17 protein-coding genes, 1 tRNA gene and 1 pseudogene are annotated in these 13577 nt (G+C 55.2%); 4 read left to right on the top strand and 15 right to left on the bottom strand.

The window, feature by feature from the left end:
• Nucleotides 1-38: 38 nt before the first annotated feature.
• The 5 genes from hisD to ACR0K5_RS04630 form a co-directional block, all read right to left on the bottom strand.
• The gene (gene hisD / locus ACR0K5_RS04610; protein ID WP_480628535.1) at nucleotides 39-1340 is read right to left on the bottom strand and encodes a histidinol dehydrogenase; all 1302 of its coding nucleotides are present in this window, start codon (nucleotides 1338-1340) and stop codon (nucleotides 39-41) included.
• Nucleotides 1341-1401: 61 nt separating this feature from the next.
• Nucleotides 1402-1923, bottom strand: coding sequence for a GNAT family N-acetyltransferase (locus tag ACR0K5_RS04615; protein WP_480628536.1), 522 nt, complete (start codon nucleotides 1921-1923; stop codon nucleotides 1402-1404).
• A complete protein-coding gene (locus tag ACR0K5_RS04620) occupies nucleotides 1924-2400 on the bottom strand; it encodes a DUF2948 family protein (protein ID WP_480628537.1) in 477 nt (158 codons plus the stop codon). It lies immediately after the preceding gene.
• A complete protein-coding gene (gene murA / locus ACR0K5_RS04625; RefSeq protein WP_480628538.1) occupies nucleotides 2397-3665 on the bottom strand; it encodes a UDP-N-acetylglucosamine 1-carboxyvinyltransferase in 1269 nt (422 codons plus the stop codon). The genes ACR0K5_RS04620 and murA overlap by 4 nt, the downstream gene beginning before the upstream one ends.
• A 6-nt stretch (nucleotides 3666-3671) precedes the next feature.
• Nucleotides 3672-3827: a hypothetical protein gene (locus ACR0K5_RS04630; RefSeq protein ID WP_480628539.1), complete on the bottom strand. Its 156-nt coding sequence runs from the start codon at nucleotides 3825-3827 to the stop codon at nucleotides 3672-3674.
• A gap of 83 nt (nucleotides 3828-3910) precedes the next feature.
• Between ACR0K5_RS04630 and ACR0K5_RS04635 the strand changes: the two genes are divergently transcribed.
• A tRNA-Thr gene (locus ACR0K5_RS04635) sits at nucleotides 3911-3985 on the top strand.
• A gap of 493 nt (nucleotides 3986-4478) precedes the next feature.
• Here ACR0K5_RS04635 and ACR0K5_RS04640 read toward each other — a convergent pair.
• The 9 genes and pseudogenes from ACR0K5_RS04640 to ACR0K5_RS04680 form a co-directional block, all read right to left on the bottom strand.
• Nucleotides 4479-5540, bottom strand: a pseudogene (locus tag ACR0K5_RS04640) (recombinase family protein); the annotation flags it as partial.
• A complete protein-coding gene (locus tag ACR0K5_RS04645; protein WP_480628540.1) occupies nucleotides 5530-5856 on the bottom strand; it encodes a hypothetical protein in 327 nt (108 codons plus the stop codon). The pseudogene ACR0K5_RS04640 and the gene ACR0K5_RS04645, both read right to left, overlap by 11 nt.
• A 278-nt stretch (nucleotides 5857-6134) precedes the next feature.
• Entirely contained in the window at nucleotides 6135-6368 is a 234-nt protein-coding gene (locus tag ACR0K5_RS04650; protein WP_480628541.1) for a hypothetical protein, read from the bottom strand.
• Between the two features lie 13 nt (nucleotides 6369-6381).
• A complete protein-coding gene (locus ACR0K5_RS04655; protein ID WP_480628542.1) occupies nucleotides 6382-6711 on the bottom strand; it encodes a hypothetical protein in 330 nt (109 codons plus the stop codon).
• Nucleotides 6708-7001, bottom strand: a complete 294-nt coding sequence (locus ACR0K5_RS04660; protein WP_480628543.1) for a hypothetical protein — start codon at nucleotides 6999-7001, stop codon at nucleotides 6708-6710. Before ACR0K5_RS04660 ends, ACR0K5_RS04655 begins: the two co-directional genes overlap by 4 nt.
• Before the next feature lie 30 nt (nucleotides 7002-7031).
• Nucleotides 7032-8675: a type IV secretory system conjugative DNA transfer family protein gene (locus ACR0K5_RS04665; protein WP_480628544.1), complete on the bottom strand. Its 1644-nt coding sequence runs from the start codon at nucleotides 8673-8675 to the stop codon at nucleotides 7032-7034.
• 59 nt (nucleotides 8676-8734) lie between these two features.
• On the bottom strand, nucleotides 8735-8959 hold the full coding sequence (locus ACR0K5_RS04670; RefSeq protein ID WP_480628545.1) for a hypothetical protein: 225 nt from the start codon (nucleotides 8957-8959) through the stop codon (nucleotides 8735-8737).
• Nucleotides 8960-8983: 24 nt separating this feature from the next.
• Entirely contained in the window at nucleotides 8984-9289 is a 306-nt protein-coding gene (locus ACR0K5_RS04675) for a hypothetical protein (RefSeq protein WP_480628546.1), read from the bottom strand.
• A 97-nt stretch (nucleotides 9290-9386) separates the two neighbouring features.
• Nucleotides 9387-10232, bottom strand: coding sequence for a hypothetical protein (locus ACR0K5_RS04680; protein ID WP_480628547.1), 846 nt, complete (start codon nucleotides 10230-10232; stop codon nucleotides 9387-9389).
• Nucleotides 10233-10438: 206 nt separating this feature from the next.
• Between ACR0K5_RS04680 and ACR0K5_RS04685 the strand changes: the two genes are divergently transcribed.
• Nucleotides 10439-11077, top strand: coding sequence for a hypothetical protein (locus ACR0K5_RS04685; protein ID WP_480628548.1), 639 nt, complete (start codon nucleotides 10439-10441; stop codon nucleotides 11075-11077).
• 80 nt (nucleotides 11078-11157) lie between these two features.
• Here the strand turns inward: ACR0K5_RS04685 and ACR0K5_RS04690 are convergent, their stop codons facing one another.
• A complete protein-coding gene (locus tag ACR0K5_RS04690) occupies nucleotides 11158-11526 on the bottom strand; it encodes a hypothetical protein (protein ID WP_480628549.1) in 369 nt (122 codons plus the stop codon).
• A gap of 18 nt (nucleotides 11527-11544) precedes the next feature.
• Here ACR0K5_RS04690 and ACR0K5_RS04695 point away from each other — a divergent pair, with 18 nt between their 5' ends.
• Entirely contained in the window at nucleotides 11545-12276 is a 732-nt protein-coding gene (locus ACR0K5_RS04695) for a recombinase family protein (protein ID WP_480628550.1), read from the top strand.
• A 425-nt stretch (nucleotides 12277-12701) separates the two neighbouring features.
• On the top strand, nucleotides 12702-13577 hold the full coding sequence (locus ACR0K5_RS04700) for a hypothetical protein (protein WP_480628551.1): 876 nt from the start codon (nucleotides 12702-12704) through the stop codon (nucleotides 13575-13577).

The raw sequence follows: 13577 nt of genomic DNA on the forward strand, positions 1-13577 counted from the left end.
GCAGAGAAGCGCCATATGCGTCCGGTCTTTGCGTCATTTCAGCCATTCAGGCGGTTCAGACGCGCGGTGACCGACAGGCCATGCGCCTCAAGGCTTTCCGATTGCGCCAGTTGTTCAGCGGCAGGGCCGATGGCGCGCAACGCTTCGGGGGTCATCTGACTGAGCGTGGTGCGTTTGAGGAAATCCATCACGCTGAGCCCCGACGAGAACCGCGCAGACCGTGCCGTCGGCAATACGTGGTTCGGGCCGCCGACATAGTCGCCGATGGCTTCAGGCGTGTACTGGCCCAGAAAGATCGCTCCGGCGTGGATGGTTTTTTTGCTCAGCGCCACCGGGTCGGCGACGCACAGCTCAAGATGTTCCGGGGCGATGCGGTTGGACAGCATTGCCGCCTCCTCCAGATCGCGGACGGCGATGATGGCGCCGAAGTCGCGCCAGCTGGCCCCGGCGATGGCGCGGCGTTGCAGGGTTTCCAGACGTTTTTCGACCGCCTTTGCCACGTTCTGACCAAAAGCGGCATCATCGGTGATCAGAATAGATTGCGCGCTTTCGTCGTGTTCGGCCTGGCTGAGCAGGTCCAGTGCGATCCAGTCGGGGTCGTTGTCCTTGTCGGCGATGACCAGAATCTCCGAGGGACCCGCGATCATGTCGATGCCGACCTTGCCAAAGACGCGCCGCTTGGCCGCTGCAACAAAGGCGTTTCCCGGGCCGGTGATCTTGTCCACTGGTGCGATGGAGTCGGTACCATAGGCCAGCGCGGCCACGGCCTGTGCGCCGCCAATGCGATAGATTTCGTCGACGCCCGACAAGTGCGCCGCCAGCAGCACCAGCGGGTTCACCTGTCCATCCGGCGTGGGCACGGCGATGGCCAGCCTTTCCACGCCCGCCACTTTGGCCGGGATAGCGTTCATCAGAACCGATGACGGGTAAGAGGCCAGTCCGCCCGGCACATAAAGCCCCGCGGCAGTGACCGCAGACCAGCGCCAACCCAAGGTTGCCCCTGCCTCATCTGTCCAGTTGTGATCAGAGGGCAGCTGTTTTTCGTGATAGGCCCGGATGCGGGCTGCGGCCAGTTCCAGCGCTGCACGATCTTCGGTCGAGACCTGCGCCACCGCGTCCTCGATTTCATGCACACTGAAGGCCAGCGTCTCAGGCGTCAGTTCCAACCGGTCAAATTTCGCGGTCAATTCGATGACTGCCGCATCGCCCCGGTTACGGACATCGTCGATGATCTGCGCGACGACCGCGTCCACATCCGGGCTGTCCTCGCGCTTGGCCGACAGCAGGGTTTGAAAGGCGGATTCAAAATCGGACGAGTTGGTGTCGAGGAAAACGGGCATGATCTGGCACTCCGGGCGTTGCGCAACGGGACATATCGCCCGCCGGGCGCGGCCTCAACCCTCAGTCCCCGGGGTGCAGCGATTTGCGCATGGGGTGTTGCGGGATACCGTTCCAGTCACCCGGCGGGCCCGCAGGTTGCCACCCTTGTTTCAAATAAAACTCGCGCGCGGTTTGGGTGGCATCCAGACGCGCCTCGGAACAGCCGCACGCGGCCAGTTGCTCTTCCAGCCGACTGAGCAGTGCGGCCCCGACACCGAAACCTGTGTGATCCGGGTCGACATATAACAGGGTTACTTTCCCGGTCTCGAACAGGCCCCCGGCAGCAGCCACCTGCCCTTCGCGAGCGGCCAGCCAGATCTGCGCGCCGGGCTTGATCCACCCCCGAATGGTGGCAGGGTCCTTATTTGCGGTCCACTGTTGCAGGTGGTCGGGATCGTTGTTGTGATCAGCCACGCAAAGCTGCGTGATCGACCGGATCAGTACGCGGCTAAGGTCAAACACGTCGAACACAGTTGCGGGCCGCAGCACGACACCTGCGGGCGATTTGGAAAACGCCTGAGAAATGCCGCGCTTGTTTTGCATCTATTCAGGGTGGATTGGAGCGTGCCCGGAAGGTGCCAGATAAGGACGTGTAACGTCTTTGAGCGTGACATCCAACGCCTCAACCTTCAGGCGGATCGCGCCATCACCCGCCAGCGTCAGCACAACATGTCCGGCACCATCTTCACCTGCTTCAAAATCGACAGACAGAAGCGACATGACCATGTCCTTGTCGCTACGATCAATGCCTTGGCTGGCCACAGACAGAACCGAGTCAAACACCAGAACCGACTGCACCCGTTCAAACGGACGGTCTCGGCGGGTAGCGGCGTCTTTGTCTTCCCAACGAAAGCGGTTCAATAACAAGCCGAAGCGGCGCTGAGACGGTTGCCATTTCATTTCGGTTACCGGAAAGACCGCGTCCTGCGCGAGAGTCGAGATCACCTGCAGGTCATCTGCATCCTCGGCTCCCAGATTCAGCGGGGCTTCGCGCCCGTCTTCAAAACTTGCGTCAGTCATTCGCCCTTGATCCGTTCAATTTTTGCGCCCACACCTTCCAGCTTGCGCACCACATGCTCATATCCGCGATCCAGATGATAGACCCGGCTTACCGTCGTTTCACCCTCTGCCGCCAATCCGGCAAGGATAAGTGAAACCGAAGCCCGCAGATCCGTCGCCATCACCGGCGCGCCTTTCAGGTTTTCAACGCCCGTGACGGTGGCCGTGCCGCCATGCACTTCGATATCCGCGCCCATGCGCACCAGTTCCGGGGCGTGCATGAAACGGTTTTCGAAAATACGCTCTTCCAGCACTGAAGTTCCTTCAGCAGTACACATCAGCGCCATCATCTGCGCCTGCAGGTCGGTCGGAAAGCCCGGGAAAGGCTCCGTCACCACATCCACTGCCTGCACCCGACCATTCTTACGGGCCACTTTCAATCCGTTTTGGGTTTCAGTGACACTGACACCCGCCGCGTCGAGTTTGGCGGCGAAGGAGTCGACCAGCGACATGCGCCCACCCAGCAGTTCAACCTCGCCGCCGCAAATCGCGGGGGCCAGCATATAAGTGCCCAACTCGATCCGGTCTGTGACAACCTGATGTGTGGCCCCGTGCAGCCGGTCGACGCCCTGAATTTCGATGGTCGGGGTCCCCTCGCCCGAAATCTGTGCACCCATCTTGCGCAGGCACTCGACCAAGTCGACAATCTCAGGCTCGCGCGCGGCGTTCTTCAGAACCGTAGTGCCCTTGGCCAGTGTTGCAGCCATGACAATGTTCTCGGTGGCACCCACAGAAGCAAAGCGCATCTCATGCACGGCACCCTTCAGACCGCCCGGAGCCTTTGCGTGCAGATAGCCGTCTTTCAGCTCGATCTCGGCGCCCAGCGCTTCCAGCCCTTCCACATGCAGATCCATTGGACGCGCGCCGATCGCGCAACCACCGGGCAACGACACAACCGCTTGCCCGAACCGCGCCAGCAACGGACCCAGCACCAGGTTCGAAGCGCGCATCTTGCGGACAATGTCATAATCCGCCGTCTGGCTGGTCAGGTTGTGGCTCGACATCGCGATCACCTGACCATCCTGCAGCGACGACACTTCGGCCCCCAGCGATTGCAGCAAAGCCGTCATGGTCTTGATGTCGCTGAGGCGTGGCGCGTTGGTCAGCGTCAGCGGTTCTTCGCTCAGCAAGGTCGCGGGCATCAGCGTCAGGCACGCATTCTTGGCCCCCGCAATCGGTATCTGACCATTCAGCGGGCCGTTGCCCGTCACCAGAATCGAATCCATCTGCTCTTATCCCTCGTCCTTGTCGGCATTGTCTCCGGAGACCGCCCGCGCCTTGGCCTGCGCCTTGCGCCGCGCCATATTGGCCTTCAGCGCCGCCTTCAGCCGCTCTTCGCGCGCATCCCCGGATTTGCCTTGTTTTTTGGGTGAATTTTTATCCGTCATGATCTTTCTCTACAGGAGGCGAAAAAAACCGTCCAGACACCCTTGCGCCGCGTTTCGTTTGAGTCTAATCACCCGCCCACAGCGCTGCTGTAGCTCAGAGGTAGAGCACTCCCTTGGTAAGGGAGAGGTCGAGAGTTCAATTCTCTCCAGCAGCACCATCTCGCTTTTCGAATCTGTGATTTCCTTTAACACCCTGAAAGGAAAGGCAGAATTGATAGTTCCATACCCTTCCTCACGGCTGTACCGAATTGGCTCAGCAAAGGCTAGCCGAAGCACTGATCTGCGTACCGCCAAACTACCTTTTTCGTATATTTCATAGGGGTTTGACAGGAACCGCATAGCGAGTTCCATACAATTCTCCAGCTGCCCCTTTGGCGGCACTGTTTTTTCGGCTTTTTCCGCTAGAACAATCTTCTGCCGTTCCAGTTTTTCGATACGCGACTCATAGGCCTTAACTGCACTGCGAGAACTCGCCTCGACTACCCGATCCAGAAACTCTTCGATCTGCTTCTCGACCTGTTTGATTTGTCGTGCCCACTCGACCTTCTGTTCTTGCGCCTTTGCCAGCCGCACGTTCCACGCATCCTTGATCATTGCCCGCGCCACATCGAATAGCTGTTTCGTTGGGACCAGAGATTTCAAAACTTCCGCAAAACCATCCTCCAACTCTGCGCGCGGAATGGAGTCATCCTTCGACGGACAGCCGCGTGTCATGCAACGATAATAGGCGTAGCGGTTTCGACATCCGGTCGACCACGCCGCTGTCATTGCGTTGCCGCAATCGCCACACAGGACGAAACCACGTAGGGGAAAGTCCTCACTAAGGTCTTTGCGTTTGGGTGCGCGTTTCTTGTTTTGCAGGTTATCCTGAATACGCTGAAAGGTTTCAAAGCTGATCAAACCTTCATGCTGGCCTTTGCGCAAGGAAACGCTCCATTTCGGCGCTTCGACATACCCGGCATAAACAGGCTTTTTCAAAAGGCGGTTGACCGTCATCGGGCGCAACCTGCCGTCTTTTAGGTCTTTTGGGAAGAACGGGTCTTTTTCCAGAAACCGCTGAACTTCAGCCTGTGAGGCAAACCTGCCAATGGCGTAGCCATTCAGCGCTTCACGCACGACAGGTGCGAGTTTTTCATCAGGAACAAGCACCTTCCCACCACCGCCTTTAGCGGCAGTGTATCTGTAGCCGACAGGTGCGCGGAAAACCCAAAATCCGTTCTCCACACGCGCCTTCATTTTCTGGACAACCTGACGGCGGTTCTGTTCGCGTTCAAGCTGCCCCTGAGCGGCTATGATGGTTTCAATAAATTTGCCTTCGGGCGTATCTTCAATTTTGAAATTCAAGCATTCAATGCGCGCGCCACGCTCGGCAAATTCCCGGCGCAGTTTCAGATGAAATTCCGTATCACGAGCGAAACGTTTGAGGTCGTCGAAAATGACGGTGTAGCTCCGGTCGGGCTGCGCATCGAGATAGGCCAGCATCGCCCGCATGCCGGGGCGTTGCATAAAATCGCCGCCACCGGATACGTCATCGGGAAAAACGGCTTCGACATGCAAACCCTTCTCGGCAGCAAAGGCGCGACAGCGTTGTTCCTGACTTTCCAGACCACCGCCATCAATGCGCTGTTTGGCGGAACTGACACGGCAGTAAATCAAGGCCGATTGCACAGCGCCCGCCTCAGCGCTGGCGGCCATATTCTGCTCAGCATTCATGCGTAAATCCTCCTTTGCTGGTATGGTCCGAGTTTACAATATTCGTGGACTCCTGGGCAGAGTCTGCACCTCCCGGTTCGTCCTTTTTTCCACAGTTTTCTTGAGGAAACTGGACCTCGAAGCCCATATCCACAAAGCCGATTGCAATCTTTGCCAGTTCTTGGAGGATTTGCAGTTTTTCTTCATAGCCGCCGTCCACCTCCGACAGCATGTCGACATATGCTGTGAGGTCGAATTCAACCGACTTCGTGGGGCGCGAGCTTTCTGCGTCGTTGAATTTTCTGCTCAGATCAAAATCTTTGCCTGTACCGTACATGGTTGTTCCTTTCGCAAATCTCGTTTGCGGCGGCGGGCGCGATAGCCCACTGCGTTGGTGTTCTTAGGTGTTGTGAATTTTCGGAGCGCACGGCTCTGTGCCAGATGCTCCGCCACCAGAATGGGGTGGCAAACCAAATCAATTCCTGTGCGGAATACATCCGCAGATTGGTATCTATTTTTATAATATCATCCATGGGTTACATCGTGCAAATTTCGTGAGGCGTTACGGTCTTGCTGTGCGCGGAAAAACCACCATCGGCCCTTGGCTGGAACTGACTAAAACGGCAGGTCATCATCAAGTTCAGGCTCGCCCAGATACAGGTTCAGGACCTGCATCGCCCACACGCGCCGCTCCTCAAGATGCTGAAGAAAGGCCATGTGAATGGCGGCCACGGCGGCTTCCTCAAGGGAACGACCGGAGTGCTGCGCCAGAGCAGAGAGTTGCAAGGCCGAAAATGGCGGCAAAGATACGGAGATGTTCGATAGGGGTTTGTTCTCATCAAATTTCATCCTGCCTTCTCCTTTATCTGCCGCGTTCGGGATCGCCCGCTCGCTGCCTGAAATCATGGGCGGTGCGAAAATCTTCACGTCCCTTTTGGGATCGGTGATGAAACCGCCAGCGCATACGTCTGGCCAGTCTTAGATTTTCCCGCTCGGCCTGTTCCCGGGACGCGGCATCACCCGGCGTGTATTCCTGTGCGGGTGCATCGGGGCTGCGCCGTTCCATCCAGTCCAGCATCTCGCGGGTTTTGATCCGTTTCTCGTACAGTTCCTGCGGAGCAGCCTTCCCATCGCGGCGCATCTGCGCGAACCGGGCGGCAATCGCCTTAAACTGATCCCGGATGCTTTTCATCGGCTTCGATCCTGATCACGCTCGCAATTATCGCGGGACGGAGCATCCTTCCGGCGTTCCGCACGAAGCCGTGTCAGCGCGTCATAGGACTGACCTGCAAGCCGCGACAGGCGCAGCAAGTCGTTGCCGGAAAAACTGTCCGTGTCGCGGAACTCGCCTTCCTGATCCCGATAGGTGCGGCGGAATTGCACGCTGTGCATCACATTCTCATCGCGTTTGTTCTCCCAGATGGAGGCTTTCAGATTGCCATCGCGCAGGGTTTCGACGGGCTGTTTTCGTGAATCGCTCATGACGTTCTCCTTTTCGGCTGAGCGTGGGTTTCAGGTGCCTGGACGATAGCCTTCGATGAAGGACCATTCGCCGCTTCGGTATTGTGGAAAGTCACGGTAGCGCGCAGGTATGACCTCGCGGATCACGCGGCGGGTGCGATTGCCCCAGAAGGTTCTGACGCGCACTTTTTCCATGTCCCGGTCAAAATAAGGGTTGGGGAAATAGCGGCCTGCATATCGGCGCAGCGTGTAATACGGCACCTTGTCGGCGAAAAACGGGCGCAGCCCATAGCCGGAGGCCAGTACCAACGCCTTGTCGCGCGGCATCATCAGCACCTCATCCGGTGTCATCAGAGGCCGTGCCTGTTTGCGTGTGTGCTGCACCTCATACCGCAGGGCTTTCAGGGCCATGGCGGATTTGAGCGGGTCCTGACCGTCAAACAAAGCGCCATGCAACATCTCACGCTTGGCACGCATCGCGCGGGCCTGTGTCAACGCATCATCCAGTGCTATAGTCTGCTGGCCCAGCTTGCGGCTGAGATGTTCCGCTGTCTTCAAATCCGATATGCCGCCGCCGAGGTAAATCTCGACATCCGCACTGGCCGAAAGCGTCATCGCACCCGTTTCACCCAGATTGCGTTTGATCTGACCAATGTCTTGATAGACACAAAGCGGGCTGAGACCAAAGCCCCGGCCAATGGCATAAAACTCTGCAATCTCTGAAAAGCGGCCAAGCTGCGCCGCCTCATCAATCACCAGATTGATCGTGGGGGCCTGCGGCTTGCGCTGTTTCAAAGCGCGTATGGTCGAAAAGCACTGGCGGATGATTGGCGCACTCTGTGCAATCAATTCGGCAGGCATCATCACAAAGACAAAAACCGCGCGGTCGCTATCTTCGGTCAACACATCCAGTGTGAAATCCGCACCCGCATCGCTGACGAAGCCATTCTGCAATTTCGGGTCGCTCAAAAAAGCGAGCGCATTGGCGATCTCGCTCAGCACGGAATCATAAGTCTTGCGGCTGTTCTCCGCCATTTCGACCATTTCCAAATAAGTCACGTTAAGGTCGGGTTCGCCGCGCGCGGCCATAGCGTCGGCCATCTCGGCCCAGGCTTCCGGCGCGGCGCGTATCATGCCGGCCAGTTCGAAGAGGCTTTGCGGAGAAACGCTGCCATCGGTGTGAACCAACCCCCGCAGCAGCGGGTCAACCCAGTTCTGGGCTTTCTGTTCAAAGAACCGCGCATCACCGCCGCCACTTTCCGGCAGCAAGGTGCGCGACGTTTGGCGAGCATCGGCAACGAGGGTGTTAGAACTGGGTTTCAGATGGCTGAGCAGCGAAAGTGAATGGCTTGGCAGGCCGTGCAGACCATAGGGGTTGATGTAATAAACATGGGCGTTTTGATGGGCGAGGCCCGGCCCCATCACCGCTGCCACCTCGCCTTTCGGATCAAGGATCAGATAACGCGGTGGCTCACCTTTACGTCTCTCTGCGCTCATGATGTGGGACAACATGGTGGTAAACTTCCCGCAGCCCGCACCGCCAATCAGCAAAGCACCCGCCTGACCGGAATGCGTCAGCTGACGGCCACGATAAAAGCCAATCGGCAAACCACCTTTTTTGCGGAACGCGCGGCGTATCTCCAGCGGATCGGCATAGCGTGCTGAACCATGTGGATTATCATGATAGTGGTTCATTGCGTTTCCTTGAATCGTGGCAGGGGAGAAAACGGCCCCGACCGGGGCCGCCCTTCGGATCAGCGGTAAACGCCGCCTTTGACGACAAGTTTGCGTTCGGTTTTGATTTTGGTGGCGATGAAGATCGATGCGGCGGCAAGGCCTGCACATATCAGGAAGCCCTTGCCGTTGCCGTTTTGGACAAACCCGTAGGCCAGCAAGGCTGACAAAACTCCAATCACGATCATGGTGTTGCGGATTGTCTTGCGTCCGGGGATTTCCTGAGTGTCCGATAGATGTGCCAAATCGTATCTCCTTTTCTGGTTGGGTTAGATGAGGCGATAGGCGAGATAGACGCCTGCTGCTGTGAGTGCGTAGGCAACACCTTCGCGCGCAGCAAAAAAGACGAATGGAAAACAGCAGATCATCCATACGACTTCAAAGATTGCCACGATTTCTTCGGCGTAAGACTTGCGCGCGATCTCGAGGACGAACGGCAGGGTGTGGCTGCTCACAATCGGCGCGAAGATCAGTGCAAGCATGAACGCCACCGTCGTTGAAAATCCGCCTTTAAGATCGTGGCCAGGACCGCGTGCACCCGGTGCCGCACTGTTCTTATGATAGTTACCAAACATGGTTCCCGCTCCCTTGCGCGGTTTCTCGCTGTATCGTAGTGATGCATATTTGTAGCCCACGTAGGCAGGTCAAGGGGCGGAAAGGAAAAAACTCTTTCTAAAGCGTGAAACGAGGTGTCAAATCGGAAGCTCGGTGCGCCAAGGCGTGGAAAATCAAACGCCTTGCCCAGTCAGCTTTCTTGATGCCAAGCGCCTCAGAGATATCTTCGATCTGTTTGTCGAGATCGTTTGGAATTCTAAGGTTTACCACACCTTTGGTCCGGTAATCAGGGTAGTCATCCGCAGCTTGCCCCGGAAACAAGTTCAAGAATACCTGCGCCTCTTTCGCAAACCAGGCCGACCGATCAAGCCCTTGGTCCTTTGCAGCTTCATCCATGCGCGAACGAAGCTGCTCGCTGATGCGCATCTGAAACCGCGCATTCGAGCGTTTCTCTTCCGACCAACGCGGCGTGTCCTGACCACTTGCTCGAAGATGCTGCCATTTCAGTTTGTCACCTTCGTACCGAATATTGTCTTCTTCTTTAACCACATGTTCATTATTGACTTGAACAAAATAAGAATTGGTTAACTCGTTAATTATATTCTCCACACGATCTTTTTCAGTTTCAAGCAAAACACTGAAAATCTTCGCTCGCGCATCGGTTTTGAGCAGACAGAACACCTCTAATTTCTGCAAAACACCAACGGAGAAATACTCCATATCAATGCTGTCCAAATTGATATCACTCGACGCATACAGCTTGATCGCTTTCTGCGTGCTGCGGACTGAGGTTCTCATGAACTTGGAGGCTTCTTCTGGGTTCAGTTCCAATGCCTTGAGAAGCTCTTCAATTTTGACGAGCCTTGCAGCCCCGTCATAGTCTTTGTCTGACAGACCAAGATATGATGCCTGATCTGTAGCTTTTGAAACTGGTGACATCTTGTTTGGTTTAGAGTTAGGCATGTCTGTCCTGATGTGCTGTGTGGGCTACAAAATGCAGCCAAACGATAGCACCGTCAACTGAACCGATAGTAGCAGGTACGTTCTGCGTCCAACATGACGCTCCCGCCATATCAGAGGTAAAAAATCTATTTGTAGCAAGAGGTTGCAAAGTAAGCTTCTAAAGCAGGTTAATACCTTCTTAACCAAAATTACCTATAATATCCAATATGATGGAAGATGGAGAAGACAGAGCATCCAAGTTAGCAGCGCGTTTTGCAAAACACGCGCAGGACTTTGACGACCTCCAAAATGAGTTGGCCGGGCGAGATGTCGGGCGCATTTCCCGCTTTCTGAATGCTGATGCACGGGAAACCAGAGTGGGAACGCAGAAGCGCGATGCCCGCAATAGCTCCGTCATGACGGCGCTTCAGGTCATGATGTTGAATGACCCGGAATATGCCCAGCTTTACCGGGAGACAGAAAAACATCTGCGTGACGTACAAACACGCTTGGACACCATGCTGGAAACCGTGTTGCGCGCCAAAGAAGAAGCCGAGGAGCGCCTGCGCACTGCACAAAATGAAGCCGAGAGACTGGCGCAGCAAGAACGCCTGAACGAATTGACCGAACTGGAAAACGACATCCGTAGTGGTCAGGCTGATATCGGTGACATGCAACTGCGCATGGAAGACGAAGAAAACCCGCCATCGAAGGACGAAATAGCGGATTTCCAGATACGTGCTGATGAGAAAGAAGCTGACATAAGAGAACAAGCTGAGGAACTGGAAATTATCCCTCCATCCGTCGCACCAGACTCAGAACAGCCTGTGTTTTCAGAAACAGTTCCAGATGTGCCAGAACTTTGAGGATGTCAGCGTCAAAAGCAGAGGTCATTCATCCGGCTTGATATAGCCGATAGGATTCTTCGGCTTTTCTTCTTGCGCCATCAGCGTGCAAAATCTCCGCACGCTTCTTCCAGCACAGCCATAATAATTCCCTGCGGGTGATATCCGGGGAAATCCTCTAGCTTGGCGCGGATGTACTCATGACGCTCGCCCTGAACACGCGCGCGATACCAATGGTTAAGACAACGTACAATGTCTCCGTGCTGACCAGTCTGCACGGCGACGATACGTGCCATCGAGATAGATGTCTGAAAGAAGCTCACTTGCGCGCTTTCTTCCCATTCCAGCACATCGGCACTGGTGAATTCATTCGCCAAAGAAAGTTGTGGACTCATCAGACAAGTCACCAGAAATGCTTTGCCGGATACCTTTAATGCATTGATCATAAACGAAGGTTTTTGATCAGGCACACTTTAACGGGAGGCACATTGAGCGTATACGGTGAAATCAGTGATTTCGGACAATCTGGTTTGAATAAAACCGCGAATGCAGCACAGGTAATCAACTGTTCAGAAAGGTTCCTTTCTGAGCAGGCTTGCATGCACCAGCCCCGCACAGTCGCTTATTTGCGCGTGTCAACCAAGGAACAATCTATTGACCGTCAAGCCTATGGGCTGCGCGATCTATGCGATGAATTTCATGTGGAACGACTGTCTGCGGGCGCACGCCGCCGCCCAGTCTTTGAACACACCATAGCCAGCCTTAGGCCCGGTGATACGTTTCTGATCTGGGATTTGGACCGGGCATTTCGTTCGACCATTGATGCCCTTGTCACGGCGGACTTGCTTGAAAAGCGCGGCGTCCAGCTTCGTATCGCGCAAATGCACATCAATGCCGCCACGGAGGAAGGGGAACTCTTCTACACCATGGTTGCAGCCTATGCGCGGTTCGAACGGCGTATTCTGGCAAGGCGCACGCGCGAAGGTCTCGCTGCTGCAAGGGCAAACGGAAAGCGCCTCGGCAGGCCACCCCTCATCAATGCGGAAACAGCGCGTCTTGCCCATGAGGATATCACGCAGCACGGCTACCCCTGCCGCTATGTAGCACATCTTCTGGGCGTCTCCCGCATCACTCTGCAACGGGCAATACACAGGGAGGGACTGGAATATCCAAACTCAAAACCAACGAAAGGAAAGAAAAATGATCCAATCATCTTATGACGTAACACCGGAGGAACTATTCCGGCTGATAACGGCCTACGCCGCCATCCGAAAACCAAATATCCGCGCGGAATTTTTACGTTCTATTGAAGTCTGGACGACAGAACAGTGGCTGAATGAGGGAAGATGATCTGCAAAGAGCATTACCAAACTTGTAGTCGTGCGTGCGAATACCTGAAACGACGTACCACGCTCAAAGTTTTTCGTTTAGTTTACTAGTCACTTAACGGCGACAATCCACACGACTCCGTAATCTGCAAGATTTATGCTATTCTCCGCGCATTGATTAGTTTCATTCGGTGGATAGCCCGATGTTCCCGTGTAGTCGAATCCTTACGTTCTTTTTCTCACTGTTCGTTATTCTGGCGATATGTCCGCCAGACTACGTTGCGGCACAAAACCAGACGTTCATTCAACAGCAACGTATGTTGCAAAGCCAGCGAGCGAACCAGCAGGCATTGCAGGCGCAACGAAACGCCGCACAGGCTCGCATCCGTCAGCAGGAACAGGCCCGGATTCAACGCGAACAACAGAGACTGGAACGCGAACGTCAACGCATACAAAGCCAGCAGCAGCGTGCACAGCGCGAACAACTACTGAAACAAAGAGAACTCTTACGCGCACAACGGGACCAACAGAGGGCGGAGCGTGCCACGCAGCAAGCGGCGCGCGCCCAGCAACAGGCCCGTCGCACTCAGCAACAACAGAGTGACGCAACGCGTAAGCGTCAGGAAACCGAAGCAAGGACAGCGATCCTGACGCGGCAACAGACTACAGCAATTCGGTCGAAACTGGCTGCCCTTCCCAAGCCCGGCAATCAAAAAGCGAATGATGTTTCAGGTAAGCTCGCAAAACCAGCGAATGACACGCAGAAATTCGATCTTAAAAAAATAGGACCGTTGCGTGACCCTGCGATCAAACCAAAACCGAGTGAATCTAGACAAATAGGCCGTTCCGAAGGGCTGTTGACAGCTACGGATACTAAATTTTCCAACGTAAAATTAGGAACTTACGGAGATCGTGACTCAAAATACATTTGGACTATTGATAACAGGGGCGTTAATATAGTTAAGGAGTTAAGTAATCAAACTACTTACAAACACACTAATCTCAGCAGCAAAGCTGCAATTGGAGGGGAGGTTTGGTTCAAAGACTCCAAAACCGTAGTAATTAACTCCGGCTCCGGGAGATTTGGTGATGGCAACGGAAATGTTGGAAAGTCCACCTATCGATCAGCAATAAAAGCTTGGGAGTCATTGGGCTATACAGTGGAGGCAAAATCATTTCGAGAAAGATACTAA

Source organism: Ruegeria sp. AB9 (genome assembly GCF_056542585.1).